We start from the raw sequence: 26,495 nt of genomic DNA, 5'->3' as shown, positions 1-26,495 counted from the left end.
AGCTCAAGAGGATTCCTTCGTCGTTCGGTTGGTGGTGAAGGGACGGGTCCCCGTCAGCTCGTCATAGACCGACAGTGGTCGGCGGCCGACCTCGATGCGGGTGGCCGCGGCTCGGTTCAGCAGGGCATGCAACGGTCCGGCCTCCTCACCTCGGGGCTGCGGGCGAGGCCGCGGAGGCATGTCGCCGGTCGTGGTCCGGCGGCCCTTGCCGGTGGGCAGGCCGTCCCAGTGCGTCTCCTCGACGACGCGGACCCCGCGGCCGACCGCCCGTGAGTGCATGGCCAGCAGGGTCTCGCCGTCGGTGCTGGGGACGGTGGAGTGCAGCATGACCTGCGACTTAGTCGCCCTGATCTCCACCAGCTGGCGCGGTCGGACGCGGCGGGCCGGCACCGAGTAAAGGTTGCCGCCGAAGGCGACCAGGCAGTCCTTGCCGACCGGCCTCAGGTGCCGCTCGGCCACCAGATATGGGGTGGGCGGCAGCGTCTTGAGAGCCGCGTGGTCACGGGCCGCCCGCTCACCGATGACCTCCCGGTGCGTCTTGTGGATCTGGGATCGCCGCTGCGGCACCCAGGTGGTGAAGGCGGCGTCCATCTCCTCGACGGAGGAGAAGGCCCGGCCGGACAGAACGTGGTCGCGGACGATGAGAACCTGGCGTTCGACGCGGCCCTTTCCGGTGGGCCGGTAGGCGGCCAGGACGTCGATGTCGAAGTCGTAGTGGCCGGCGAAGCCGACCGCCTCCGGGTGGAGCGGGACCGCCTCGCCCGGGACGACGTGTCGGCGCACGACGGTCTTGGTGCGGTCGTAGACGATCGTCATCGGCACCCCACCGAAGTGGGCGAACGCCCGGCGGTGGCAGTCGAAGAAGGTCTGCAGATCCTGGCTGGTGGCGAAGCAGCAGAACGGGTCGCGGGAGTACGACAGCGTCATGTGGAAGGAGTAGACCTTGCCGATCCCCATGTGGGCGAGGACCTTGCCCTCGTCACCCCAGTCCACCTGGGCCTGGGCGCCCGGAATCACCTCGAAGCGGCGGTGCATGCCCGCCAGCTCCTTCGGTGTGATGCCGAGTTCCTCGGCAATCCTGGGCCGGGCTTCCTGAACATAGAGCTTGACGCGCTGGTAGTTGCCGGTGAACCCGTACTCCGCCGCCAGCCGCTCGTGGATGACTGCGGCCTTCATCAGGACTTCTGCCCGCAGCATCGAGTCGATCAACGGCGCGAACTCGTCGATCACCCTCGCTCTTGACCGCCCGTTCGGCGACCGCCGCGGAGGGGTTGCCGGGCCCGGCGCCGAGAGGTACTTGCGGGCCGTCTTGCGGTCCAACCCGGTTTCTCTGGCGATCTCCGACAGGCTCATCGCCCCAGACTCCAGCAGACCACGGAAGCGCCGCAGTTCCAGCCAGCGATGCGGATCCAAGACCATCGTCAACCGCCCTCCGCCGTCCCACTCCGATCAAGCAGCCGAGTGGCGGGCAGCAGGTCTCACCGCATCAGCAACTGTCCCTTTTCATCCGTACGCGGGTGGGGACGTTCACGTGTACGCCGACAGTAGGTGCACAACGGCTGATCCGTAGACCGGGTGGCAGTTGATCGTAGGGGTTCGTGAGGATCGCAACATGACGCCGTACGTCGTGAAGATGGCGTCCCAGTATCGGCAGCTGCCCATTTGGGTGGCTGCAGATTGCGATAGACGGATGGGGGTAGGGATCGCGGCCTGGGGATGTTAGGGCAGCTATCCGTGAGGGTGGCTGAGGATCGCAATGGCGGAATGCCGGACAGCATCCACTGCTCGATGTGGCGGTCGCCTCCAGGGCGACCGAGGAGCGCAACCGATACCGTCTCCATGATCCTGCACCGACTCGACCAGTGGCGGTCGTGCCCCAGGCGGCCGAGTAACGCAACGCCGCGGTCGGCCAGGTCACACGCGGCGGTGAATAGTGGCGGTCGCCATCCGGGACGGCCGGGGATCGCAACCAAGTGGCGATCGACAAGTTGTTGCAGGCTGAGTCGTGGCTGTCGCCATCCGGGGTAGCCGGGGATTGCAACCACGCCTCCCAGGTCGCCGACCGCAGCGTGATGTACTGGTGGCGGTCGTCCTCCGAAGCGACTGGGGATCGCAACTGCGGGATCGACCGCACCACGATGAGCATTGCCGTGACGGTCGCCCTCCGGGGTGGCCGTGGATCGCAACACAACAGTGGCCATCGAAGTGGTCGACGTCTTATCGTGGCGGTCGCCCTTCGGGGCGGTCGAGGATCGCAACCGCACGCGGGGCCACCATTGCCGGTCCACTAGTCCGGGTGGCGGCCCCCCAGGGGCGACCGAGGGTCGCAACGACGACACCACCACGGAGTATTTCTCCCGGCAGGTGGTGGCGGTCGCCCTCTGGGGCAGCCGAGGATCGCAACGAAAGCAACCGCACCAGGGAACAGTGGCGCGAAGCCCAGTGGTGGTCGCCCCCCGGGCGACCATGGTTCGCGATAGGGGCATCGGCTGAGTCCTCCGGATCGTTGGCCGGTGCGGCAGTCGTCGCCCTCTAGCACGGCCAGGAACAGCCAACGGCTGAGAATCACAACCGCTCTGTCAGTGCCTGCAGCGTCGTACGATCCTGGTGGCCCCCCTGCAGGACAGCTGAGGTTCGCAATTGGGATGGCATATGGAAGAGCCAGGGCAACATCCTGTGGCATTCACCCGCGAGTGGCTGGAGGACCACCCCCGCATCCACCACGTCTTCATCCCCGCCGGCGCCTGCTGGCTCAACCTCCAGGAAGGCTGGTGGCGCATCTTCCGCAAAGCCGCCGCCATGGATCTGGGGCAGACCCCCACCACCAACCCGCCGCCTACGACGCCGATGCTCACCCGTCGTAGGACCTACTGCTCTGGCTGGAGTTTCCGTTGCTCGGCCAGCGTGAGATCTTCCGCTAGGTCCGGCCAGTCCATCTCCTTCATCAGGAGCCGTGCGGTGGCGACGAACAGCTTGTGGCGAGCCGGATCGTCCTCCAGTCTCTCGACTACTTGAGCCAGGACATAGGCGGTGCGCATGGCGTTCGTCTGCGCGTCCTCAGCTCTGCCGACGAAAGGAAGGATGTGCGTATTGAACTCATCCCACGCGATCGGTTGATGACCTTCGCGATGGCGTTCGAGCCACCAGGCACGTGCCGTATCCGCGTCGCCGAGTACCTTGTCCCGCATATACGCTACGCGTGACTCATACAGCTCGTGCTGGAGCTGCTGATCGCGTAATGCGTCCTCATAGGCCTGGGCGCGAGCTGCAGCCTCGCCTTCCAGGCGGAGGACGAGGCGAGCTTTGATCTCTATCGGCCACCTAGCGTCCACCTGCCGCCAATCGGACAGCTCCAGCGCGAGCGCGCTATGTACTTCCTCAAGCTGCCTCGGCAGATATTCGCGCGTGATGTGTGAGGCCCTTTCCTCCAGAGCAGCTTGAGCAGCGGCAAGCGCGAGGGTCCGCTTCGGACGCTTTTCTCCCGAAGTGAGACGGCAATGCAGCAGACCACTGGCCGTGTAAGAAACGCCCCAGAGTCTCGTCGGCCACGCGCTGGCGACGCGCTGACGGAGAGGCCTGCGCAGTCCGAAGTAGGCTATCACTCGGCTGATGCCTTCTCCCGTTCACGACTTCTGACGATTGCCTGCTCAAGGACCTCGCCCCAGAACGAATCCTGGAAATCAGGGTCTCGCGCGAAAAATCGGCGGAGACTGGACCGGTGGATCTTGGGCTCGTACACGTCGGCCATGAGATCGACCAGCTGCTCGAAGGACAGCACACCGCTCTCGACTTTGGCCCCCCACCTGTCCAGTTGTTCATCCACGGTACTCCGCGATACATCATCCAGGAGTAGTTGCTGCCAGGCTCTTACAAAGCACTGTCTTCCAGCTTGACTGCCCGTCATGCCAAGAAGCAGCTGTGCCCCTTCGTCGGTGGCAGCCAAGGAGAGGAAGGCGACCAGGCCGTGTCTCTTGATTGGCTCCTCAGCCAGCCATGTCTCAAGGGCTTTGGTGACTTCCGCCTGGTTGATCTGGGCAAGGTGCAGGAACGCTTCCACCATGGGGGCGGAGAGGAACGGAGCGTGGACGGCTGCCCTAGCCAGTCGCGTCATTGCGATTGACGGCTGATGGGTGGCAAGTTCCCCTCCACAGATCCGTGTTACCAGATCGACCATTGCCGGTGACGGTTCCTTAGGAAGCATCCATCGATACAAGCGTCCCCGGACATATTTACCCAAGGCAGGGTCGAGTGCTGCGGACGTGAGCGCTTCCACGGCCAGCGAAAGTCGGCGGCCAGCCAGCTCACTGCCAATGCTGTCAATGATGTCATTGTCGTGTAGCGCCTTCGACAAGTCCAGGAGTGTGTAAACAGCGATGCGCGCATCGTCCTCAGGCACGTCCGAATGGGCGGCAACCGAAACAGCCCATGAACGCAACAGTTTCCGCTGGGTCGGAAACTCTTCCCACAGATGCCTGAGGATGGCTGGGGCAAGGTCATGCTTATCCTCGGCATGGGAAGCTCGGTCGCCTTGCGGTGTGAGTGAGGCAGCTTTCAGACGATGACTGGATGTGGGGTCTGCGAGAACATTTAAGGGCTCTCGCGGGAGCTCGAGTCTTTTGAGGAGCATGTCGGCGGCGTGGAGAACGGACCGCTTTCTACCTCCGTCGAGGAGCGCACCCGCCCAAACAGTGGCGCGGGTGGAGACGAGCTCCGGTTCGCCAGGGCCTTGCTTGGGAGTGAGAAGGTTGTTGATGTGCGTGTTCCACCCAAGAAATTCATCGACGATGCTGTGGTCGTTCGCTTTCGCTTGATAGACGATGTGAGTGAGCCGTCGGGCTTCTTGGACAGGTGGGTTGGATTGCCAGATGCCTTTGTATACATCCTGGTCGAGCCAGGTAACGCGATCTCCTGCACCGAGTAGACGCAGTTCTTGACGCACTAGAGGCTTGGCGTCCGGAGAAGAATGTGTAGCGGTGATGTTGCGTGTTTCCTCAGACCACTCTCCCTGCCACTCGTCAGGGGTGGTCAGAACCACTAGGTAACTAGCGTCTACTGTCCCGACGCTGCCGTATTTGAGAAGCCCCTGGCCGAACCGGAGTCCCGGCCGTTGCGGCACGTCTGAGAGGTCGAGGACATAGCCATGCCCGGCCGAGGCTGGCAACTTCGTCGCGTCGGGCTTCGACCACTCCGGCTCTAGATCCACGAGGGTCAGGGGTAGCCGTCGTGATCCCACGGTCGTCAGTAGGCGCAGGGCAGCGGTGCGCCGTCCCGTACCCTCCGGCGCGCAGAGAATGACGACCCCTCGGTCCCTGAGGAGGGAATGCGCATGCTGCCAACTTTCAACGTCTCGCGGCATGATGAAAAGCTCATCGCTACATGCGGCGAGGTCCGCTGGCTGCACCGGCAGCTGCCGCACAAAATCGCCGCCGTAGAAGTGCTGGTTCTCTGCCTGGAACGCAGTGGCATGTGGGGCCACGTTTTGCACGTGAGTGCCCGACACAGCAGGCGCTACCGGAGGGGCAGCAACAGGCTGGGGGGTCTCCTCACCACCCGGCTCATCTGCGAACGCGGAGGCATGTGCCAGCGATCCGTCGATCTCCCCGCCGGCCTCGCGGTTGTCGTGTGAGGGCATGGGTGCGGGGGCACGGTGGGTGTCCTGTAGAGGAGGCGTGTCTCCGCCGGTTGAGGGCATCCCAACTTGCTCGGGCACAGGTGGCCCGTCGGTCCTTGCGCCGGCAGCGGGCCGCTCCTCGGATCCGTCGACCGACGTCGAGGCTGCTGCACCCGGGAGTGGGCCGCTGGGCGTCTCTTTTTCCTCTTCCGAGGGCTCGACACTGCTTGAACGGCCGGTGAGGCTGAGTCGGTCGGCCCAGCGTCGACGGGGTGTCTCAGCGGAAGATGGGTCCTCCTGTGCCGGTGCGGGGCGTTGCCCGTACTCGTCTGCGGGAGGCTGCAGGGGACGACTGGGTGGGTTTTCAGGCTCACCGGTCATGAACGGATTGTCGGTCATCACTGGCCTCCTACGCCGCCGTTAAAGTACTGGTTCTGCCCCTGGAAGCTCCGGTCGCCGTACTGAACAAAGGACGGCGCGGAAGCGGGTTGTGGTTCCTGGCGGTGTGGTTCATGTGCGGACGGGGAGGTGCTGTTCTGCTCCGGAACCTCAAAAAGCGAGCGATCCGCAAGCCCCCAGTCGAGGCCGGGAACATGCAGCCAGGCGGGCTGGGAAAACTTCTTGGCCCTGGCAATGGTCTGCGCAAAGTCCTCGGAGATGGTGGTGCCTGTGTCGAGCCCGCTCCGAAAGACATCCTCATAAACACGCTGCGAGATGATCATCACCGTGTTTGTGCGCTGAGGGTTGGCCCGTGTGAGGAGGTCCCGGAGTGCCTGGTCGTCGAGAAGGCGGTGGGTCTCGACCATGGGAACGCCCAGTCCGGAAGACGGCAGCGGGCCGACATGGACACTAACTCGCAGTTGCAGCACGCTCTGGCCGGAATGCTGCCTTCTGTAATCGTGCAGAACATCACTAAGGGCTTGGGGGAAGCATCCCACCAGGGCTGGCAATACCTCGGGGTCTAGGCCGGCGACGTACCCGTCACCCGTGTGCTGCGGGAAGGCCCGCCGTTCCCAGCGCGCACTGAGACCCGTGGCAGACAGCGCTTGTGCGAGCACTCGCTGGATGTCCGCGTTGATCTCCTGCATGCGTTTGCTGGTGTGCGAGCTGAAGTCTCTGGCATCAACCGCAAGTACAGCCCGATAGGGCCACAAGGGCTCCCACGAAGGTGTCATTGAAGTGTTCTCCTCTGTTGGGGTGATCGAAGCCACTGTGACGGTGAACGCGGCGGGATGCCGTCCAGCATTGGACGGTACGAAGGTGATGTGCGTCACGGCGATGCTGATGGGCGTTGTCAGCTCTCGGACAGCTCGGTGAGGGCGGTACTGTCCCTGACCACTAGACGCTCCCGCCCCAACTCGAGGACGTGGGCATCGTGAAACGCCCGTAGCACGGCCATCGCTGACGAGCGGCTCATGGAAGCCATCATGGCCAACTCGTCCCGGGACATTCCGAGCTGGAGGACGACGGTGCCGTCATCCCTCTTCTCACCGATCTCTGCAGCCAGGTATCTAATCACCCGGGCCACACGGGCTTGAGGCTGCAGTCTCGTCAATGCCGTGCGCAGCTGCTCGTTCTCATGCATGCGCTGGACGGCGAGCCGATACACGGTCGGGGTGAGGCCATTACGGTCGATAAATCCCCGAAACGCGTGCGCGGGAAGCATGTAGCCGATGCATTCGGAAACTGCCTTTACGGAGGCTGATCGAGGCTTGTCGAGGAGCACGCCAATTTCCCCCAGCACCTCTCCTTGGCCGCGCAACGCCAGAGGCGTCTCCGTCCCGTCTTCCGCCGCCTGGGTGATCTTGACGATTCCTTCGGTCAAGGCGATGACGAAGCCGGGGGACTCACCCTGTCGAAACAACCAGGCGGCTCGCGCATAGCGGCGTCTCTGCCCTCGGTGCAGCAAGCCATTCCAGGCGGCATCCGAAACCAGTTCGCGGAAGTTCATTTTTCCCCCGAGGTATTCCTCACCCGATTGCAGCCGAGGCGCCAACTACAGCGCAACCCATCACCGCGAGCACGAAGGAGAACTGCACTCGACGGTGCTTGGTCCAGGCGATCTCACTCATGACCACGATCTGCCGTGACAACGCGGACAACGCGGAGCCCGACCGCAGGGCCGCCTCCAGTGCCTCCGGCTCAAAGTGGCGGAGATGCCCGAAGAACAGATAGTCGTCGTCCGGGCCAGGCCCTCTGCGCTCCAACCGCAGGTTGGGGGCTACCGCAGCAGCAGCGAGAAGCGCTCCGCAAAGGAGGATGCACCCCCCTGCCCACAGCAGTGCCTGACCTGGTGCTGACCGTGCGGCGGCTCCGTGGCCAGAGGTGGCCAACACCCCAACCAGGGCCAGCACCGTTGACTGGACGCTGAGAGCAATGGACGCCTTGGTATCCGCCTTGCCCGTCCAATCGGCCAATGCGGCCTGAATCCTCCAGGCTGTTTCCAGCGGGTCGGCGGCCACCCTGCCTCCTCCTGATTCTGGGATGATCTGATCCCAGAATCAGGTATGCGGCCACTCTGCATGCCGACTGCCGGGCAACTTGGCTGAAACTGACTGTCCTCTTCGTGTGCTCACAATGAGCTTCTATGGCTCGCCGGGATGCTCTCCTGTTGCCGGGACACATACAGCATCGCGACGGGTGAGCGAGCGGTCGGTGGCGCGGTGGCGTCGTGCCTGGCGTGAAGGCGGGATGCCGGCTCTGGAGTCCAAGGGCCCGGCGAATCGCCCGAAGCTGACGGGACAACAGTTCGTCGTGCTGGCGGAGCTGCTGGCCCAGGGTCCGGCGGCACATGGCTGGGCCGACCAGCGGTGGCCCCTGGCACGGGTCAAGACGCTGATCGGCAGACGTTGCCATCTGACGGTGTCGGTGGCGGGGGTGTGGCGTCTGCTTCACCGGGGCGGCTGGTCCTGGCAGTGCCCAGCCCGCCGCGCTCTGGAGCGTGACGAGCGCGCGGTGGAGTTGTGGAAGAAGGACGTGTGGCCGCACGCGGAAGCACCGCGGCGGCGCTCGGGGCCTGGATCGTCTTCGAGGACGAGGCCGGCTTCTCGATGACGCCGCCACGCGCCCGCACCTGGGGCCGTCGCGGCCACACCCCGGTAGTGGGTCATGGGCCGGTCCTTCCGGCGTATCTCGGTCGCGGCCATGGCCTGCTACCGGCCCTGTGAACGGTCCCGCCTGATCTACCGGCCCCGCGTCTACCGAAAGCGCAAAGGCAAGCGGTCAAGCTTCGACTGGACCGATTACCGGGATCTGATCGCCTGCGCTCACCAGCAGCTGGGCGGCCCGGTCATCCTCATCTGGGACAACTTGAACACTCATCGCGCCGCCGGGATACGACAGTACGCGGACGATCACGACTGGTTCACCGTCGTCCACCTGCCCGCCTACGCACCCGACCTCAATCCCGTGGAGGGGATCTGGTCACTGCTGCGGCGCGGCCCGCTGGCCAACACCGCCTTCACCGACGCCGACCACCTCACCCGCACACCCTCCGCCGCGGCCTCCGGCAGATCCAGTACCGGCCCGGCCTCCTCGACGGCTTGCCGAAACCGGCCTCACCCTCAACCAGCACCAACTGACGCCAACCCGAAAACCTCAGCCGCGAGTAACGAGTAGCCTCGCGGCCTGCCACTGTCAAGGCCCCTTCCCCCATACGAGGGAACACGACTCCCGATCTCGCTATCCGTCCATCACAGTGAAGCCATGTCGCCAACCGCCAGCTGCTGGAGGTGCCATGGCGTCGAATGACCGCTGTCTCCCGTCACCCGGAAACACGGTGTCGTGTGCATCCAACCAGCTCCCGGGGCTGGACCAATGGGTTCAGGAACACACCAACGTGACTGCTACTGAGGCGTCTGCATCGCCGGGGCTGCGGTTCGCCTTCTACGGCCGTGTCTCCACCGAGGACCACCAGGACCCCGCCACCTCCCGCGGCTGGCAACTCCTGCGCGCCCAAGCCCTCACCTCCGGCTACGGCCGCATCACGGCCGAGTACTTCGACATCGGCCGCAGCCGCAGCACGCCCTGGCCGCACCGCCCCGAAGCAGCCGCCCTCCTGGCCGCACTCGCCGACCCCGACCGCGCCTTCGACGCCATCGTCATCGGCTCCAGCGAACGCGCCTTCCACGGCAACCAATTCACCGTCCTGGCACCACTCTTCGACCACTACCACATCCCCGTGTGGATCCCCGAACTGGGCGGCGCAGCCGATCCCCAAACCGCCGGCCACGAGGAACTCATGGTCCTGCTCGGCATCCTGGCCAAGCGCGAGGTCGCCCGCGCCCGCATGCGCGCCCTCACCTCGATGACCATCCAAGCCCGCGACCAAGGCCGCTACCTCGGCGGCCGCCCACCCTACGGCTACCGGCTCGCCGACGCCGGCCCACACCCCAACCGTGGCCTGGCCCGACGCGGCGTACGCGCTCACCGCCTCGTCCCAAACCCCACCACCGGCCCCGTCGTCACCTGGATCTTCGCCCAACGCCTCGCCGGGCACAGCATGGCCCGCATCGCGCGCGCCTTGAACGACGCAGACATTCCGTGTCCCTCGGCCGCCGACCCGGCACGCAACCCCCACCGCAGCAGCGCAGCATGGAACGCCACTGTCGTGCGAGCCATCCTCGCCAACCCCCGCTACACCGGCCGCCAGGTCTGGAACCGCCAACGCACCGACCACGTCCTCCTCGACCCGGCCAACACCACACTTGGTACCCGTGACGTCAGGCACTGGAACACCCCCGAAAACTGGAGCATCTCCACCACACCAGCCCATCCGGCACTGGTCAGCGAGGCGGACTTCGTCGCCGCCCAGAACATCCGCGCCCCACGGTCAACCGCCCCCGGCCGCGAATACCTTCTCGCCGGCCTCCTCCGCTGCGCCCTCTGCCAGCGTCAGATGGACTCCTGCTGGTCCCACCAACGCCCTGCCTACCGGTGCCGCCACGGCCGCACCACCGCCACCGCCTCCAGCAGCGACCGGCCCCGCAACATCTACGTGCGCGAAGACCGCATCCTGCCCCACCTGCCCGCCCTCGCGATCAGACTCAGCCTGGCGACCCCCGGCACAACCAGCACCTCGCCAGCCGACATCGTCACCCGCCTCCGGACAGCAAAGATCACACTGACCTACGACCCGAAAGCGAAGACCCTCACCACCAGCACCCCCACCGCAGAAAGGATCTTCATCGGCTGACAGTCGCCGACCGGCGCCTCACACCCCATCCACCTCGAACGAAAGGAGCCCAGAGACGACAAACGCCCGCTCCCGGCCGAAGGCCGAGAACGGGCACCGATGACCGCTGCCTGAAAACCAAGCAACGTGTGCCAAGAGTGTGTCCGAGGGGGGACTTGAACCATACGTACACGCCGGTGATGCGGGGCGAATTGCAATTGCCGTAGCCGCCGATTCGGGCCCTGGGCGGGCGCGATCCAGACGGGAACGGGCGTGACGTGCGATTTTACCGGAAGGCGGGGCACAATCGAAGCGACGTATGGGCTTGCTTCCGCAGCGTGAGGGGTCGGTCCCGCCTCTGGCTATCTCGTTGAGGAGCTGGCGAAGCTGGCGAAGATTCGCTGGCGTGTCGAACACGACTACCACGGCGCAAGGATGGGTGGCTTTAGATCCCTTTCAGGGGCGCCCTTGCCCCGGCTGGCACCATCACGTCATGTCGTCACGATAGTCCGGACCTTCCTCAGCGAGCAGCGGCTGTACCCGTGGTCCGCGCCGGTCCTACTCCTCGTCATCCTCATCTTCCAGGCTCTCGAGTAGGCGCCAGGCGAGATCGGCAAGAGTCTCCCCGTCGGGCGTGAGCCAACGGGCCGTACCCTGGTTGGACACCGGCCGTTCCTCCCACTCGGCGAGCTCCCACATACGGGCGATCAGCCCGGACGGAGAGTATTGGTTGCCGTCCGCCGACCAGAGGATCGGCTTCGTGCGATGGTTGACCCAGGTGGCCCGGGTACGTCGTTCGTTCGCTGCCAGCCACGGCTTGAGCGCCTCTTTCTCCGGAGCGAGGTAAGTGTGCAGCGTGAGTAGTGTGCCGTCCGGAATCGCGCCCTGGTCCACAAGCACATGAACCGCGTTCGGGCGGCGGCGCTTACGAGGTTGGACAGGACGGGACAGGTACTTGTCGGGCAGGCTGGTCACAGTGATTGGGCCGCCAGCAAGAGTGTCGAGCACGTCCGTCACCAGTTCTCGCACTGATGCCGCGTCGGCGCAGAGGTACTGGATGCGGGAGCGCTCGCCGACCGCGTCCATAGACATGATGAGGGCAGGTACGACACGCCGGAGAAGACTGGGCACTTCGGCCAGGGCATTGTCCGCCCAGGTGCGTCCGGCTTTGGGGGCTGGCGGCTCCTCGATGGCGCCATCCGCGTCGCGGAGCTGCCGGAACACGAGGTGCGCGATCAGGTATGTGCCATGGTCGATGACAGCCGCCGCACGTCCCGAGTACTCTTTGCGCAGCTCCTTCAGCCCGGTACGGACGGCACGCAGTACCCGGACAGCGTTCCATAGCAGGAACACACTGGGCTGCGGCCGGAACAGCGCCTCGTACATGCCCTGGCTGCCGCGTTCCCACAGCACATCAAGGTTGTCTGCGATACGAGCCGCGTACTGGCTGCCAGGATGGGCACAGGCCAGCGCGCAGGCCGCCTCGACCACGGAGCAGCCGGCCTCCTCCATCGGGTCGAGCTCGCCCCTGCGCACGCTGTACTCAAGCCCGAACTCGGCCTGCATCTCCTCGATCAGTGCTGCTTGTACGGGGTCGAGCGCGACGAGGTCACGTGCCCCCACGCTGTTCTGTCGGTTGGTGGCGCGAGTGGTGTGGCCCGCGAACTCGGTGTCGTCACCAGTGACGATCACGCGTACGTTGACCTGCGCCGCGTAGGCTCCGCTGTCCTCATCGGTCACTGCATCGGCGATGGCTCGCACGGTCTGCGCACCGTTGACGACGCTTGCGCCGTGGATCTTCAGGGTCAGCGGACCGCTCCAAGGAGCCTTCCGTGAGTGGTAGGTCTTCTCCACGGAGTCACACAGGATCGTGATGCCGTTGTTGAAATACCAGAAGTGGGCGGGTTCCTCGTTCAGAGTTGCCACAAGCTCGTTGTTGATCGAGGTAAGACCCAGGGGGTTGCGGATGTTCCGTGCGAAGAGTGAGTTGCCCGCCTTGGCCCACTCGGCCACTTCTTCTGCGGGCACCACACCCTCGTACGACTCGTACGGATCGTTCAGGCTGAACCAGGGGGTCAGAGATGCCTTCAGGTCGAGCGGCTTGTCCGCTATGTCGTCACGCACCTTGGCATGGAGCTCGGAGGCGAGGATCACCCGGTGATCGACGATCTCTCCCAGGTGATTGAACTCCCTTGCGCCGTTGTCCAGAGCCTGGCGCAGTTCTGAGGACAGGGGCTCCGCGCCCATGAGAGCGAACACGAGGACAACGGTCACGCCTTCCTCGCCCATCAGCTTCTTTGCTTGTTCGGCAAGGGCTCTGCCGCGCGGGTTGAACTGGCCGAACTCCTCGCTGTCGATCAGGCTGAGTCCAGCGAACAGCTTGTGCACCACGTCAAGTTTCGCGGTCGCCTGACCCTTCTCGGACCACTTGCTCTGGACAAGATAGACACACTTGCTCTCGCGGTCGACGGCGAGAGCGTCAATGCCCTGGTCCTGCCCGCCGTCGATGACGGTGAGCGCCGCGTCCTGGGCACTCCAGTCCGTAACGATCCGCACGGCGTGCGCCGCCAAGGCCCGCGTACGGAAGATGTCGCTCCGCTGCCAATCCGGGCGGTTGGCGTAGTCACTGATGTCAATCAGGTCCGGGTAGGTTCGGTCGAGGGCTTTGGCGACCTGACGGACCTGGTCCGGGATCCTGCCGCGCGAGGCGGCGGAGTGCTTCGAGGAGTGCATGCGCAGGGTTTCCTGTTCTGCGTTCGGCGGGTGGGCCGGGCGGCGGCCGAGGAGAGGGATCGGGAGACGGCCTGTAACCGGTTGCCCGAGATCCGGACTGGTGCAGCGCTGTGCGGAACTCCCAAGTGGGTCAGGTCAGGCTTTCAGCCACAGTCCGGAACCATTTGCCCGCCTCGTCCAGGTTGTCGGCGATGGACAGGGCGATGTCTTGCGGGGAGCCGAAGTCGTCCAACTCCGCGGTGAGGTTGGCCCCTAGGTGGAGGTCGGTTCCTGGGCGTGCGAGCAATTCGTCCACCGGATAAGGGCGGAAGCGCGCGGATGCGGTACGACCCTCGAAACAGGGCTCTCCGACGCGGTAGGCGGCGAGGAAGTCGGCGAAGTCGTCCTCGGACATGGGGTTCTCGGTGTCGGTGTGATGCTTGTCCGTCCGCGCGTCATACACCCACAGCGTGTGGGTCGCAGGTTCGCCTGTCGGCTTCGAGGTGGACTTCGTGAAGAACAGCACGTTCGACCTTGAGTTGGTGCCGTGGAAGATACCGGTCGGCAGCCGCAGCAGGGTGTGCACGTCGCAGCTCATCAGCAGAGTCCGGCGTACGGCCGCTGCCGCCCCGTTGCCGTAGAGGACGCCGTCGGGAACGAACACAGCGGCTCGGGCACCCTGCGGCAGAGTGATCGCGATGTGCTGGAGGAAGTTGGTCGGCAGATCCGCCTTGTGCGCCCAGAAGTCGTCGCGCCGGGTGGTGTCGGGAAGCGCGTCGGTGCTCTTGAAGGGCGGGTTGCAGATGGCCACGGACGCAAGGACATCCCGGTCCGCGCGTTGGATGGCGACGGCCCTCTCCTTGAGGGAGTCGGCCCGCAGGAAAGGCGGGTCGGCCGAAAAAACCCGCCCAAGGTTGAGCAGAACGTTCATCGTGGCGAGTCGACACATCTGGGCGTCGATGTCGGCACCCGCGATCGTGGCCGCGTCGATATAGCGACCATGCCGGGACATCTCGCGGTGGGCGGCGATCAGGCTGCTGCCGATACCGGACGCTGGGTCGACTACCCGGTCCTCGGGGGTGATGGCAAGTGCCCTGGCCACGACGGAAAGCAGCGGCGGCGGGGTGAGGATCTGGCCGGCCTGGCGTTTGGTGAGGAAGTCCTCCCGGCACCCGGCGAGCAATTGCGAGAAAGCCCCGCCGAGTACCGGTTGTGGGACGAGACTCCACTGGTGCGGGTCGAGCTCCTCAGTGATCAGGCTGCGCAACTCCGCCATACGGTCGACATTCCATGGCTGCGCGTCATGGAAGATGACGCTCGCGGTGGCGCGACGCGGATCAGCGGGCGCTGGTTTGCCGAGGTCGTCCATGACATCGGTGAGGAAGCGGTGAAGTTCCTCACCACTGCGCTGAGCCAGCTTGGGCCAGGTGTCGGCCGATGCGATGGGGCGACCACCGCCGAACCGAGCTGGCCGCTGGGCGCGCTCGTGGTCGAGCTTGAGGAAGAGCAGATAGGTGACGTGCTCGACGAAGTCGAGCCTGGGCACGGCCTTGATCGCAGTCTCGTTGTAGAACTTCCAGAGCCGTTCCACAATCTGACTGCTCGTCCACTGTGCCTCCGGCCGCTGTCCAGTCGCGGCCTGACCGCCCCACCCCGTTGCCATATGGCGTTGTCACCTTCCATCGTCACCCGAGCTGCCCCGCCCAACAGGCCCCGGCCCGACTCGGGTGACGGGAGGAGGGAGCTACGACTCTCGGTCTTCTTCGTGTTCGGTTGTGCCGACCGCGGTGCTGTCCGCGCCCCCTGCGAAGCCATCGGCCACGGAGCCCGCGTCCCTTTTCAGGGCGCGCGCCACCTTGGTGAACTCCGCGAGAGCGGTCTCCAGTTCGTCCACGATCTCCTGCGCGATCACATCGGGAGACGTGAAGACCGCGCCGGAGGTGGCCGTGTCCGGCCGGATGACCGTCAAGTCTAGGTTGACTTTGTCACGGGCGACCAGCTCATCGTAATCGAACGCACGGAAGCGATCACTGGGCTTTCGCTCGGAATAGTCCGATCCACCGGAGTGGTAGGCGGCGACGAAGTCGTCCAGGTGTTGACGCCTCAACTGGCGTTGCTTGAGAGTGAACCGCTGGTCGGTACGGAAGTCGTAGACCCATAGTTGGCGGGTGCCTGGCCGGCCTCCGGGCCGCTGGCCGGTCTTGTCGAAGAACAGGACGTTCGCCTTGACTCCGTTGGCGTAGAAGATGCCCGTCGGGAGGCGCAGCAGGGTGTGTACGTCACACATGTCGAGAAGGTTTCGACGGATCACCGTACCCGCGCCGCCCTCGAAGAGGACGTTGTCCGGCAGGACGATGGCCGCACGCCCGTTCGTCTTCAGCAGGTTGTAAATGTGCTGGACGAAATTGAGCTGCTTGTTCGTTGTCTGTGTCCAGAAGTCGTTACGGGCGGTGTACGCCTCCCCGGTCACAGAGCCGACGCCGAACGGCGGGTTGGCGAAGACGATGTCGTAGTGCCGAAGTGGGGGCCGGGCCAGTGAGTCCTGGATCGTGATCAGCGGCTTGGCCTCGGAGGTGCCGATGCCGTGCAGCAGCATGTTCATCAGAGCTAGGCGGGCCGTCTCGCGGACGAGCTCGTACCCGGTGATTGCACCAGTCTGAAGCTTGCGGCCCTCGTCCCCGTAGAGCTGTTCCTCGTAATTCCGGGCGAGGTGCGCATGGGCAGCGATGAGGAAGCCACCTGTGCCGCATGCGGGATCAGTAATGGTCTCCCCGATCTGCGGCCGGATGCAGTCGACCATGGCATCGATCAGTGGACGGGGGGTGAAGTACTGACCCGCACCGGTCTTGCGGTCCTCGGCGCCGCGCTGAAGGAGCCCTTCGTAGGCATCGCCCTTTAGGTCCTGGTCCTCGGTGGTCCAGGTGTACGGGTCGATGAGGTCCTTGATCAGCCTCTCCAGAACGGCCGGCTCATGGATCTTGTTCGATGCCTTGGCGAAGACCTCGCCGAGCATGGTCCCACCGCGCTGCCCGAGGTCCTTCAGGACGAACTCGTAATGATCGAGAAGCGCCTCGGCGGACCGTGTGGTGAGACTCGTCCAGTCACGACCTTCGGGGACGAGAGGCTGTTCCGAGCTGTTCTTACGGAACCTGGCCGGGCGCTTGTCGCGCTCGTCCGCCATCTTCAAGAACAGGAGATAAGTGAGCTGCTCGACATAGTCGAGCGTGGAGACACCGGAGTGGCGCAGCAGCTCACAGTAGGACCAGAGACGGTTGACGAGAGTGCTTGTCGTCTCTCCGGCAGCCTTGCGGGGGATGGGCCGCTCCGCGGGTGTCCGGGCAGCCCGATCCTTCGGGCTGCCCGAGGTCCACGCCTTGTCGGTGCTCATGGTGCTCATAGGGGCAGTGCTTCCTGACCTGAGGTGGTCGGTTTGCGGGGGCGCGGGGCCCGCTTGCGGGGGGGCTTCTTCACCTTCGCAGCGGCCTCGCACCGGGTGCGGATACGATCCAGCAGCCGGGAGGCGGGCTCATCGGCCGGATCCTGGGGGGCCAGAGCGCCGCTGAAGGCAGCGTGAAAGAGAGCGGCGCGGAGGTTGCCGCTCTCGGCTTGAGCTTGACCGACTGTGGCCGCCAGCGGGTCGATCTCCTCTTCTTGCCGCTGAACCCACCTGACGGTCTCTTCCTGCCTGGTCAACGACGGCAGAGGAATCTCCACGCTCTCGATTGTTGACTGATCGATCTTCGGCATGGACCCGGAAAGGCCACGCGCACGCTGCCGGAAGTAAAACTGCACACGCCGAGTGCGGAGCACAAGGGCTACGAAGTCGGGGAGCGCAACACTTCTGTCAACCCTCGCCCGAATCAACAAATCCGGGTAAATCGCCCAGTTGCTCGGCCCGTGATAGATGGCTGAGGTGCCCACCAGTTCGGCTGAATTGGAACGCTCGACGAAAATATCTCCGTCTTTCAGCCAAAGGGAAGCCACACGCTCCGGATTAGCGCTGGTCATCTTGGTGAAGCGGTCATCGAACTCGTCGTATGTGACGGCGGACAGAGTAAGAGTTCTAACGCCGGACCCGTCCTGCGTCGCCTTAGCCGAGACGCCATTGCGTAGCGGCTCGGCGAGAATTTCACCGAGCTGCTTCACGGGCGCATCAGCGAGGCGCTGAATCGCTGCATCTGCCACACTGGCACGCAGCTGGGCCGTCTCGACGATCGCCCGGCCAACAGCAGCCTCACCAGCCTCCACGTGGGCCAATTGCTCGTCCAGCTTGGCGACGATACGGTGCTGCTCCGTAAGGGGCGGGACCGGAATCTTGAGCCCTTCTAGGTATGGACGTGGAACCCGTCGCTGCCCCACAGCACCAGACATATGCTGCTCGGCAAGCCTGCGAACGTTCCGCTGGAGCAAGTAGTACATTAGGTATTCAGGTAGAACGCCGCCATGGCTTCGAAGCACATGGAATTCCGTACTGCCGAGCGCTCGGCCAGCTGCCAGTCCCTGAGCCTTGGCGATCTTGCCATTTTCCATGCACGGTGTGATCTTGGCGAAGAGAACGTCATCCTCTTGGAAACGCGTCAGTGACTTCTTCTTGAGGTCGCCGTAAGGTACATGCATAGATGGATCTATGCGCCCCGTTTCGGCCTCGACGGCAGCCATGGGGACTTGGGAAATCAGGTCATCGTCATCCGGCTCTTCAGTGAATGCCCGCGGATTGACCTCGCACAGTTCAGCAAGCGTCGCCAACGCCCACCCTGCCGGCAGCGCGCTCCCCGGAACGGCCCCCGCCGAAACCTCCGCACCCGAGTCCGTCACGCGCCCAGCTCCCTGTCCAGTTCGTCGATGATCTCTTCCGCCTTGGCCTCGCCGAATTCGGCGAGGAATCCATCCGTCCCGTTACGCGTGGTGAACGGGGCATAGTCGAGGTCGGCGGTGTCGAAGCGTACACGCTCGATCGTCGCGCCGACGATATGGTCAAGCCACCAGCGCTGGCGTTGACCGAAGCGAACGCCCGTCTGCTCCTGCCGTGCGAGCCAGGCGGCGTACCGCTCTCGTACGGTCTCCTCGTGCGAGCGCGGCTTCGGGGCGCCGCGCTCCGCCCCGCCAGCGAGCTCGTAGCGGAAGAGAGCGAGGAGGTCGGCGACTGTGCGCTTGGGTCTTCCCTCAGCGGCGGCCGCCTCACCGAGCTGCTCGTATGCCGTCCACAGGCGCTCCGGTGTCCATGCGCGCGGTGGCCGGGCAATGCTACGGGCGACATCCTTGAGCTGCTGCAGCGCGACGCCTGGCGGGGTTTCCGAATCGGCACTGAATGCGATGGACAGGGTGGCGATCTCGTCGCGGTTCTCGTCGATGTACCGCTTCCAATCGTGGACAGTGTCCTTCGCCGACGCTCCACCGTCGGCGATCGCGCCAGCGCGGATCAGCTCGTCGACGCCGTTCTCGTCGTACAGGATGTCCTTGGCGCGACGCATCTCCAGCAACCGGGCTCGCAACCTCGGGTCGGCAGCGAGCGGTTTCAGAGCCAGCTCTATCAGGTCGCGCACCGCACGCTCCGGGTCCCGGCCGACGCGCTCGGCGGCCTCTCGTACCTCCAGCTGGTCGTCGACGGACACCGCCCGCACCATCTTGTGCACAATCTCCTTGAGCGGGCGTCCGCCGCTGATCCGCTGGATCTCCGCGTGCTCCTCGGCCGTCATCTGAAGGTCGAGTTTGGCCAGGCGGGAGGCGAGGGTGGAGACCTCTTCTTCCTCGATGGTGTTGGCGGCGACCTTTCGAAGCAGCTTCTCCAGGCTGATTTGCTTGTCGGTATGGCGTTCGAGCGGAGCCGCGTCGACCTTGGCTTTGCGGGTGACACCGACCGCGTCGATGATCACGAACCGTGTCTTGGGACCGACACCTGGCGTCACGCGTTCGAAGTCCGTGAGGGAGAGAGTGCGCGCACCACGCCCCTTCATCTGCTCGAAATAGGCCCAGCTCTTGACATCACGCAGGAACAGCAGGCATTCAAGCGGCTTGACGTCCGTGCCAGTGGCGATCATGTCGACGGTGACCGCGATACGGAGCTGGGGGAGGTTGCGGAACTCGGCCAGGCGCTCGGCCGGCCTGCGGGCGGCGTGCGTGATCTTGGCGCAGAAGTCGTTCCCCTTGCCGAAGACGTCCCGTATGACCTCGACGACCTCCTCGGCATGGTTGTCGTTCTTGGCGAAGACCAGGGTCTTTGGGACGTACATTCGGTCCCACAGCAAGGTGCCGTCAAGCGGGTCGCGTTTCGCGCGCTCCGGGAAAATGTCCGTGAAGAGGCGGTCACGGAAGGTCTGGATCACCGTGCGGAGCTGGTCCTTGCTGATGACGCTGACGCCAACCTGGTTTGCACCGTACTCGATGTCCTCGTCGATGTCCTCGTAGCGCTGGCGGCGGGTACGCCGGTCGCGGACCGGGATGGTGCCGTGGGCAATGACCCCGCCTTCCGCCGTTATCCGCGTCTCGATCTCAAAGACGGAGAAGTCGACGTTGACACCGTCTGCGACGGCTTCCTGGTAGGTGTATTCACTGACGAGGTTGCCGTTGAAGTAGCCGAAGGTCTGGGCGACAGGCGTGGCCGTGAGGCCGACGATGGGTGCGTCGAAGTACTCCAGGACCGAGCGCCACTTGCCGTAGATGGATCGATGGCACTCGTCCACGACGATCAGGTCGAATGCCTCGGGAGGGATCTTCTGGTTGTATTCGACTGAAATCTCACCGGGCGCGTCGTAGGGGAGATCGGCCTCCTTCCCCTCTCCTTCCAGCTTTTCCTCGGGCAGTCGGCTGCCGGTTAGTTCCATGTAGAGCCGCTGAACCGTGGAAATGACGACCTTGGAGGAGGCATTCATGCCTTCCGCGCCCAGCCGCTGAACGTTGAAGAGGTCTGCGAACTTACGGTGGGTATCGGGAGTGGTGAAGTTCTCGAACTCCGCGAGAGCCTGGGCGCCAAGGTTGTTGCGGTCGACCAGGAACAGCACCCGTTCAGCACGGGCATGCTTAAGCATGCGGTAGGAGAACGTGACCGCCGTGTACGTCTTGCCTGCACCGGTGGCCATCTGGACCAGGGAGCGGGACTGGCCCATACCCTGCTGGCCCTTGCCCAGAGCGACCGAATTCTCCACCCCACGGACCGCCGTGACCTGGGCGGGGCGCAGCGGCCGTTCGTCGAGCTCCGGCATGCGCAGACGCAGGCGGGCTCGGTAGGTGGGCGCCTGCGGGTCCTCGTCGGCCTGCCGCATCCAGCGGGCGAGGGTGCGGGGCTGGTGGAAGGAGAAGATGCGGCGCGTGCGAGAGTCTGGGTCGAGGGCAGTGCGGAAGCGAGTCTCCCCGCCGTCGCTGACATAACGGAAGGGCAGCGGGGCACGCCACGCAGCCAGGCGCTGCTGGGCGTCGGTGAGATGGTCAGCGTAGCGGTCAGCCTGTTCCTCGGCCGCGGAAAGGTCCGCACCCTCGCGTTTGGCCTCGATGACACCGACGAGCTTACGGTCGACGTAGAGCGCGTAGTCGGCCCGACCTCGGGCTGTGGTCGTCTCTCGCACAGCGACGCCGTTGCCCCGGCGGTCGCCCTGTACCCAGAGGTTGAGGGTGGCGCCCGCGTCCTGGACGTCCCAGCCGGCTTCGGTGAGCATCTGATCGAGGCAGGCGCGCACCTGCGCCTCGGTGAGTGGTTCCCGGGATGCCTGCTCAGCGTGGTCGAGGAGACGAGCTCGCTCCGCAACAGCGGCCGAAGCCGCGGCCCTGTCCGTGAGATCGCTACGCCGCTGCCGGGCCTGTGCAGCCTCGAATTCGGTCTGGAACGCCTTGAGCTGGCCTTGCATGGCGGCGACCATGCCTACGAGTTCCTCGCGCTCGGCTCGCGCCTGAGCCAGTTCGCGTTCCGCGGCGAGGTGAGCGGCCTGCTCAGCCTCGGCCTGGGTGGCCTGGTCGCGGTAGCTAAGGCGTGCTTCCTCCAACGCCCTTCTGGCTTCTGCAACCTCACGAAGCAGGCGTTCGCTCTCCGCGGCCAGGGTGCGGTCCGGGCTGGGCGGCACGAAGGCGATCTGCTCGCGCGAACCACTCAGCAAGCGGTGATACCAGACGCCGAGACGGAAGCAGGTTCGCAGGGCGCGGAAGGCGTCCTCAGCGCTGTCGTGGCCTTTGTGATTCGCTTCGTTGCCGAGTGCGCGGACTTCGTGGAACGCGGTGCCGACGTCGCCGTGCAGGTAGCCCTCGCGGTCGAGGGCCTTGAGGCGGTCGAACTGCGTATCACCGTCGACTCGGACCCTCGCCCGGCTCACCAGGTCCGATGCGAGTGTCTCACCGAACTGACGGGACTTGATCAGCGAGGTGTTGGGATCACTGAAGACATAGCTCTCCGCAGCAGCTCCGTACGCCAGGAGCAGCGGCACGTGCCGTAGCAGGAAGCCAAAGTTGCGGGACCGTTCCGCCAGTCGCACAAGCCTTGGGTCCGGGTCCGAGTACGCTTTTCCCGCGTTCACGATGGAGATGCCGCCCTTTCTCGCTCCAGTGGGCTGTGCTCATGCGACCTTGATTATCGCCGAGCCTAATCCCTTGTTGAGGACGGCTTCTGGCGCGGGTCTCCCGCAGAGCCCGTTCGAGTACTGGGACCGTGACGCCTTCGCCGAGCCGGGCTTGAAGCCTCCCGTTAGAGCGGTGCACGGTCTTGGTGCTGATGGTGGTGGCGGTCGAGTGGGCGCCGGACGGATGCCCCGTACGTGCCCGGCGCATGAAACCTCTTGTTAGAGCGGCGACGTTCAGCGTCCTCGCGACCGCCACCACCTGCTGCTGTGCTCGCTCGTTGATCTTCATGGTGCCAGCCCGCGGCGCGATGACCTCTATCGGGGGTGTGTGCCCGCGGCGCCAAGCTTGTAGCTGCGCGACACTCGGGACAGCCCCATAGCGTAAGGCGGCACACACCGTCGAAGTCCGCGCCGACGTGCACCGGGGCGGTAGCGGGTAGTCGATGCCCGGGGTGACCGCGGGTATCGACCACCCGCGATCCATTGCACAACGCGCTCGTCGCCGTGTGGATCCGGGCGTTCCGGAAGCTGAATGACCTATCTGGCCGTGAGCGAGAGATGATCAGGCCGCGATGGCGAGGGTGGCGTTGTGTCCGCCGAAGCCGAAGGAGTTGCTCAAGGCGGCTCGTGGCCTTTGAGGCAGCTGGCGCGCAGTGCCAGCCACGACATTGAGTCCGATTTCGTCGTCTGGGGCCTCCGTGTTGAGGGTGGGCGGCGCGGTGCGGTGGTGAAGGGCCAGCAGCGTGGCGATCGCCTCGACAGCCCCGGCACCGCCTTGGAGGTGTCCCATCATGGATTTGGTCGCAGAGACGGCGACGTGGTCGGTGTGGGAGCCCAGGACGCTGCGCAGGGCGCGGGCCTCGGCGAGGTCGCCGGCCGGCGTGGCCGTGGCGTGGGCGTTGACGTGCGCGATGTCCTGAGGTGCCAGGTCTGCGTCGGCAAGGGCTCGACTGATGGCCTTGGCGGCGCCGAGCCCCTCGGGCTGCGGTTGGGCGATGCGGTGGCCGTCGACGGACATCCCAATGCCGAGGACGCGGCCGTAGATACGGGCGCCGCGGGCGCGGGCATGAGCGTGCGATTCCAGGATCATGATGCCGGCGCCTTCGCCGAGCACGAAGCCGTCGCGGTCCTTGGCAAACGGCCGGGAGGCGCCCTGCGGATCCTCGTTGCGGCGGGACAGAGCGCGCATGGCGGCGAAGCTGCCGAGGGCGAAGGGGTGGATCGGCGCCTCGGCACCGCCGGCGACAACCACGTCTGCCCGGCCCATGCGGATCATGTCCGCTGCCAGGCCGATGGCTTCGGTTCCTGAAGCACAGCCACTTACCGGAGCATGCGCGCTTCCTTGCGCTCCGTAGTCGATGGCGATTCGGGCGGCCGAACTGTTGGGCAGCAGCGAGGGTGCTGCGAAGGGAGATATGTGCCGCCAGCCCTTGGTTAGCAGCTTCTCATGTCCGGCCAACAGTGTCTGCGCCCCGATGATGGAGGAGACGGCGACGGAAAGCCGCTCGGTGTCCAGCTCCCGTGGAGAGCCGAGGCCGGCGTCAGTCCAGGCTTCTTGCGCGGCCATCAGCGCGAGCTGCGTACCACGGTCCATTCGGCGCGCCTGCGCAGGTGCGAAGGCGGCCGCGGGATCGACGGCTGCTGGCGCAGCGATGCGAACCGGCAGGTCCTTGGCCCATGGCTCATCGAGGCCCCGGGCTCCTGACCTGCCATCCAGCAGCCCCTGCCAAGTGCTCGGGATGTCCCCGCCCAGCGGGGTGACCGCTCCAAGCCCGGTCACCACTACTTCCGATGTTCCAGCGGGGGTGTTGCGTGTCACTGCTTCTCATCCAGGTCGTTATCGCGGCAAAGCGGAAAATCTACCTCGACAATACAAAACTGTCTAAAAGGCTTCAGGAGCCCTGGGCAGGCGCAACTGGCTGAGGGCTTCGTCGTTCGGCTTGCGCGGTACCGGACCGCGTGATCGACGGGTGCGTCAGCGGGGCGTGATGCGTGAGGGCTGGGTTCTGCTCTCCGGTCGGCGGGAGCCAGGGAGGTGCTGGGGCGGAAGGGGTGGTGGTGTGGGGTCGAGGATGACGGCGCCGGCTTCGCGGGCCAGGAGGCGGTGGGTGCTTTCCCAGGTGCGGGTTCTGCTGCGGTCGCGGCGTTCTTCCCAGCGTTCCTGAAGGCGCATGCTGGCGAAGATTGCCAGGGCGCAGAGGAGGATGGTGGCGATCAGCGCGTAGATGGGGGTGTAGTGGTCGTCGAACATGGAGCGGTTTTGGTCGACTTGGCTGGCGTTGATGCCGAAGAAGCCGAAGAGCAGGCCGAGGGTTCCGCTGACGGTGGTGACGAAGGTGACGGCGACGACGGTGCGGACGCGGCGGCGGTCGGCGGCGCGTTGTTCCATGCTTTCGACCGAGGTGAGTTCTGCGGCGATGGCGTTGCCCAGGCGGTTAAGCATCTGTCCGATGGTGGCTGCGCGTTCGGTGACTCCTATGGCGGCGAACAGTTCCTGGTGGAAGCTCTCGACGCGTAGGGCGGGGACGAGCATGCCGATTTCTGCGCCGGCCTCGACGCTGTAGCTGAGTTCGACTTCGAGTTGGCTCAGCCCGTCGGAGATGTCTTCCAGTGTGGTGCGTCGGTCGTGTGCATCGCCCTGGCCTGTTGCGCGGTGTCGGAATCGGTGTACGTAGGTGTAGGCGACGGCGCGGATCTCGCGGAGTCGGGCTGCGGAGGCGACGGCTTGCACGGCGGAGAGCAGGATGCAGTTCTCGATGTAGTCCTGGTGGCCGCAGAGGAGGCTGACGTAGGGGCCGAGGGCGCCGATGGTGGTGGGGCGGCGGTTGAGTTCTGCGGGGTAGCGGATGGAGCTGTGTTCGGGGCGGTAGGGCAGGTCGGTGCGGTAGATGACACGTTGGACGGTGTCGCCGTCCGGGGCCTGCTCCGGTGTGTCGACGCTGCGGAAGACCAGTTGGTGCCGTTCGGGGAGGAATCCTGGAACCGTCTCGTCCCCGTTGGGGCCGCAGCCGATCCGGTCTGCGGCGAGCTGCTCAAGCGGCAGTCCTGCACAGGTGATGCTGGCGTAGTAGAGGTCCTCCAACAGTGGGATGGCCTCGATGAGAGTCCCAGGGACGTCCATGGTCAGGGCGACCACGACCTGGCCTGAAGGGACAAGGAAGTGCCACAGCTGTGCTGAGACCGGTTCGCCGGCGCGCCAGCGCTGGCAGGTAAGGCCGGAGCAGTCGATCGCTTCATGTCTGAGGACCCGAGGCAGTTGCTGGTCGGAGGTGTTGTAGTACCTCGACAGCCGCCCCAGGTTAAGGACGTCTCCTGGGCGAGCGGCGGCCTGGTCCACCGTGGTTGGGTCGTAGGTCCAGGGGGTCGCGTAGACGGTCGTCAGGCGGAGGGTTTCTCTGGACGCGTAGGGGTCGAAAGGTAACGGGTTCTGCCCGTCAGAGAGCGTGCCAGCGCCGCTCACGGTCTTCCTTCCGTAGAGAGTCGATGCGGAGGGCGAATTCTGTCGCTGCTGGTTCGGAATGGGCGTTCTGCATCAGCCATGTGGTCATGCCCAGCTCCCGCACGGTGCGAAGTGCCTGGTATCCGTGCCAGTCGGCGACGTCCCGGCCGTAGGTTCGGCAGAAGGTCGCGTAGTCGGTGGGTGGCAGGCCGAACCTGTCGACGGCGGTGGCGGTCGGGATGAGGTCCCAGGCGCGGGGGCCGATCGCGACGGCTTCGTAGTCGATGAGGAGCACCTGACCGTCGCGGGCCAGCAGATTTCCCCGGTGAGCGTCTCCGTGGATCAGCTCTCCGGCGTCATCGGACATGATGCTGCGGAAGGCCGCTTCACTGCGGTCGCACGCTTCGGTGAGGAACTCGACATCCTGTCGTTCGACGCCATGGGTAAGCGCGAGACGGCGCCGCATGATGGGAAAGGGGTCGAGGACAGGGAGAGGGAAGTCGGGGCGGGGCAATGCGTGGAGGTCACGCAGGAGCTTTGCGAGATCCGTCAGGTTGGGTTCGACGTGGCTCGGGGGCACGTACTCCCAGAACGTAACGAGCCTGCCGTCCGCCTGGACCGGTTGCGGTAGTTCATCGAGGGGGCGGACAGCCGGGAAGCCCTGGGAGGTCAGCCAGCGGGAGACTGCCAGCTCTTTGGCAACTCTCCGCTTGATGTCCTCGGTGTCGGCGCGGGCCACGCGGACAGCGATGCTCTCGGACGGCAGCGCGTAAATCGCGTTCTCGCCCAGTCGCAGCAGATCGGCAGACTGAGACCCCAGCCCCACTTGACTGCATGCCGATGCCAGCGCTCGTGCTGCGCTCGCTTCCGTTAACCCCTCGTTGTTCACGACTGCGTCCATCCGACTCAGCCTCACGGTCACGGCTTTGCGCTGTCAAGGACCATATGGAGCAAGGTGGTTGCCTCGACCACGGGGATACTGGATGCCACGTACATTCGCCCTCAAGGTGGCAGGGGTAC

The 26,495-nt window shown here is 65.2% G+C and carries 17 protein-coding genes and 3 pseudogenes; 6 read left to right on the top strand and 14 right to left on the bottom strand.

Annotated features, from left to right (window positions below; genetic code table 11):
- Window positions 1–3: 3 nt before the first annotated feature.
- Window positions 4–1,419, bottom strand: coding sequence for an IS21 family transposase (gene istA / locus K2224_RS37705; RefSeq protein ID WP_221912205.1), 1,416 nt, complete (start codon window positions 1,417–1,419; stop codon window positions 4–6).
- Between the two features lie 1,266 nt (window positions 1,420–2,685).
- Here istA and K2224_RS41170 point away from each other — a divergent pair.
- Window positions 2,686–2,908 (top strand): annotated as a pseudogene (locus tag K2224_RS41170) (hypothetical protein); the annotation flags it as partial.
- Here the strand turns inward: K2224_RS41170 and K2224_RS41165 are convergent.
- Window positions 2,868–3,602, bottom strand: coding sequence for a hypothetical protein (locus tag K2224_RS41165; RefSeq protein ID WP_260693744.1), 735 nt, complete (start codon window positions 3,600–3,602; stop codon window positions 2,868–2,870). The pseudogene K2224_RS41170 and the gene K2224_RS41165 overlap by 41 nt on opposite strands.
- Window positions 3,599–5,203 carry a hypothetical protein gene (locus K2224_RS37695; RefSeq protein ID WP_221911587.1) on the bottom strand — a complete coding sequence of 535 codons (1,605 nt, stop codon included), beginning with the start codon at window positions 5,201–5,203 and terminating at the stop codon, window positions 3,599–3,601. The genes K2224_RS41165 and K2224_RS37695 overlap by 4 nt, the downstream gene beginning before the upstream one ends.
- Before the next feature lie 123 nt (window positions 5,204–5,326).
- Between K2224_RS37695 and K2224_RS37690 the strand changes: the two genes are divergently transcribed.
- A complete protein-coding gene (locus K2224_RS37690) occupies window positions 5,327–5,626 on the top strand; it encodes a hypothetical protein (RefSeq protein WP_221911586.1) in 300 nt (99 codons plus the stop codon).
- Between the two features lie 383 nt (window positions 5,627–6,009).
- On the opposite strand, the gene K2224_RS37685 is transcribed toward K2224_RS37690, so the two are convergent.
- Genes K2224_RS37685 through K2224_RS37675 form a run of 3 tightly spaced genes read right to left on the bottom strand, consistent with a single transcriptional unit; the run spans window position 6,010 to window position 8,073 of the window.
- On the bottom strand, window positions 6,010–6,885 hold the full coding sequence (locus K2224_RS37685; protein ID WP_221911585.1) for a hypothetical protein: 876 nt from the start codon (window positions 6,883–6,885) through the stop codon (window positions 6,010–6,012).
- 20 nt (window positions 6,886–6,905) lie between these two features.
- Window positions 6,906–7,562, bottom strand: a complete 657-nt coding sequence (locus tag K2224_RS37680) for a Crp/Fnr family transcriptional regulator (protein WP_221911584.1) — start codon at window positions 7,560–7,562, stop codon at window positions 6,906–6,908.
- A 19-nt stretch (window positions 7,563–7,581) separates the two neighbouring features.
- Complete coding sequence (locus tag K2224_RS37675) at window positions 7,582–8,073, bottom strand: Pycsar system effector family protein (RefSeq protein WP_221911583.1); 492 nt, start codon at window positions 8,071–8,073, stop codon at window positions 7,582–7,584.
- A gap of 115 nt (window positions 8,074–8,188) precedes the next feature.
- Here K2224_RS37675 and K2224_RS37670 point away from each other — a divergent pair, with 115 nt between their 5' ends.
- The 4 genes and pseudogenes from K2224_RS37670 to K2224_RS41160 all read left to right on the top strand — a co-directional run.
- The gene (locus K2224_RS37670) at window positions 8,189–8,665 is read left to right on the top strand and encodes a winged helix-turn-helix domain-containing protein (RefSeq protein ID WP_221911582.1); all 477 of its coding nucleotides are present in this window, start codon (window positions 8,189–8,191) and stop codon (window positions 8,663–8,665) included.
- Window positions 8,662–9,153: pseudogene (locus K2224_RS37665) on the top strand (transposase); the annotation flags it as partial. The gene K2224_RS37670 and the pseudogene K2224_RS37665, both read left to right, overlap by 4 nt.
- Window positions 9,154–9,449: 296 nt before the next feature.
- Window positions 9,450–10,805, top strand: a complete 1,356-nt coding sequence (locus K2224_RS37660; protein WP_260693742.1) for a recombinase family protein — start codon at window positions 9,450–9,452, stop codon at window positions 10,803–10,805.
- A gap of 354 nt (window positions 10,806–11,159) precedes the next feature.
- Window positions 11,160–11,381: pseudogene (locus K2224_RS41160) on the top strand (hypothetical protein); the annotation flags it as partial.
- Here the strand turns inward: K2224_RS41160 and K2224_RS37655 are convergent.
- The 8 genes from K2224_RS37655 to K2224_RS37620 form a co-directional block, all read right to left on the bottom strand.
- The gene (locus K2224_RS37655; protein WP_221911580.1) at window positions 11,343–13,517 is read right to left on the bottom strand and encodes an AIPR family protein; all 2,175 of its coding nucleotides are present in this window, start codon (window positions 13,515–13,517) and stop codon (window positions 11,343–11,345) included. The pseudogene K2224_RS41160 and the gene K2224_RS37655 sit on opposite strands and share 39 nt — an antisense overlap.
- 130 nt (window positions 13,518–13,647) lie before the next feature.
- Entirely contained in the window at window positions 13,648–15,087 is a 1,440-nt protein-coding gene (locus tag K2224_RS37650; protein ID WP_221911579.1) for an N-6 DNA methylase, read from the bottom strand.
- Between the two features lie 153 nt (window positions 15,088–15,240).
- Entirely contained in the window at window positions 15,241–16,893 is a 1,653-nt protein-coding gene (locus tag K2224_RS37645; RefSeq protein WP_221911578.1) for a class I SAM-dependent DNA methyltransferase, read from the bottom strand.
- Window positions 16,890–18,311, bottom strand: a complete 1,422-nt coding sequence (locus tag K2224_RS37640) for a restriction endonuclease subunit S (RefSeq protein ID WP_221911577.1) — start codon at window positions 18,309–18,311, stop codon at window positions 16,890–16,892. Before K2224_RS37640 ends, K2224_RS37645 begins: the two co-directional genes overlap by 4 nt.
- Window positions 18,308–21,904, bottom strand: coding sequence for a DEAD/DEAH box helicase family protein (locus tag K2224_RS37635; protein WP_313904827.1), 3,597 nt, complete (start codon window positions 21,902–21,904; stop codon window positions 18,308–18,310). The genes K2224_RS37640 and K2224_RS37635 overlap by 4 nt, the downstream gene beginning before the upstream one ends.
- A gap of 694 nt (window positions 21,905–22,598) precedes the next feature.
- Window positions 22,599–23,855: a beta-ketoacyl synthase gene (locus K2224_RS37630; RefSeq protein ID WP_221911576.1), complete on the bottom strand. Its 1,257-nt coding sequence runs from the start codon at window positions 23,853–23,855 to the stop codon at window positions 22,599–22,601.
- Window positions 23,856–24,011: 156 nt separating this feature from the next.
- The gene (locus K2224_RS37625) at window positions 24,012–25,496 is read right to left on the bottom strand and encodes a hypothetical protein (protein ID WP_260693740.1); all 1,485 of its coding nucleotides are present in this window, start codon (window positions 25,494–25,496) and stop codon (window positions 24,012–24,014) included.
- The gene (locus K2224_RS37620; RefSeq protein ID WP_260693738.1) at window positions 25,471–26,376 is read right to left on the bottom strand and encodes a phosphotransferase family protein; all 906 of its coding nucleotides are present in this window, start codon (window positions 26,374–26,376) and stop codon (window positions 25,471–25,473) included. Before K2224_RS37620 ends, K2224_RS37625 begins: the two co-directional genes overlap by 26 nt.
- Window positions 26,377–26,495: the final 119 nt, after the last annotated feature.

Source organism: Streptomyces sp. BHT-5-2, assembly GCF_019774615.1.
In the GTDB taxonomy this organism is placed as follows: Bacteria; Actinomycetota; Actinomycetes; order Streptomycetales; family Streptomycetaceae; genus Streptomyces.
Note: the sequence above shows the minus strand (reverse complement) of the source record. Positions and strands in the feature narration are given on the sequence as shown.

What these genes read in the sequence shown, in the direction of transcription:
- K2224_RS37645 (WP_221911578.1), bottom strand. Translation starts at nt 16,893, where the DNA reads ATGAGCACCATGAGCACCGACAAGGCGTGGACCTCGGGCAGCCCGAAG.
- K2224_RS37655 (WP_221911580.1), bottom strand. Translation starts at nt 13,517, where the DNA reads ATGCACTCCTCGAAGCACTCCGCCGCCTCGCGCGGCAGGATCCCGGAC.
- K2224_RS37680 (WP_221911584.1), bottom strand. Translation starts at nt 7,562, where the DNA reads ATGAACTTCCGCGAACTGGTTTCGGATGCCGCCTGGAATGGCTTGCTG.
- K2224_RS37690 (WP_221911586.1), top strand. Translation starts at nt 5,327, where the DNA reads ATGCTGCCAACTTTCAACGTCTCGCGGCATGATGAAAAGCTCATCGCT.
- K2224_RS37620 (WP_260693738.1), bottom strand. Translation starts at nt 26,376, where the DNA reads ATGGACGCAGTCGTGAACAACGAGGGGTTAACGGAAGCGAGCGCAGCA.
- K2224_RS37670 (WP_221911582.1), top strand. Translation starts at nt 8,189, where the DNA reads ATGAGCTTCTATGGCTCGCCGGGATGCTCTCCTGTTGCCGGGACACAT.
- istA (WP_221912205.1), bottom strand. Translation starts at nt 1,419, where the DNA reads ATGGTCTTGGATCCGCATCGCTGGCTGGAACTGCGGCGCTTCCGTGGT.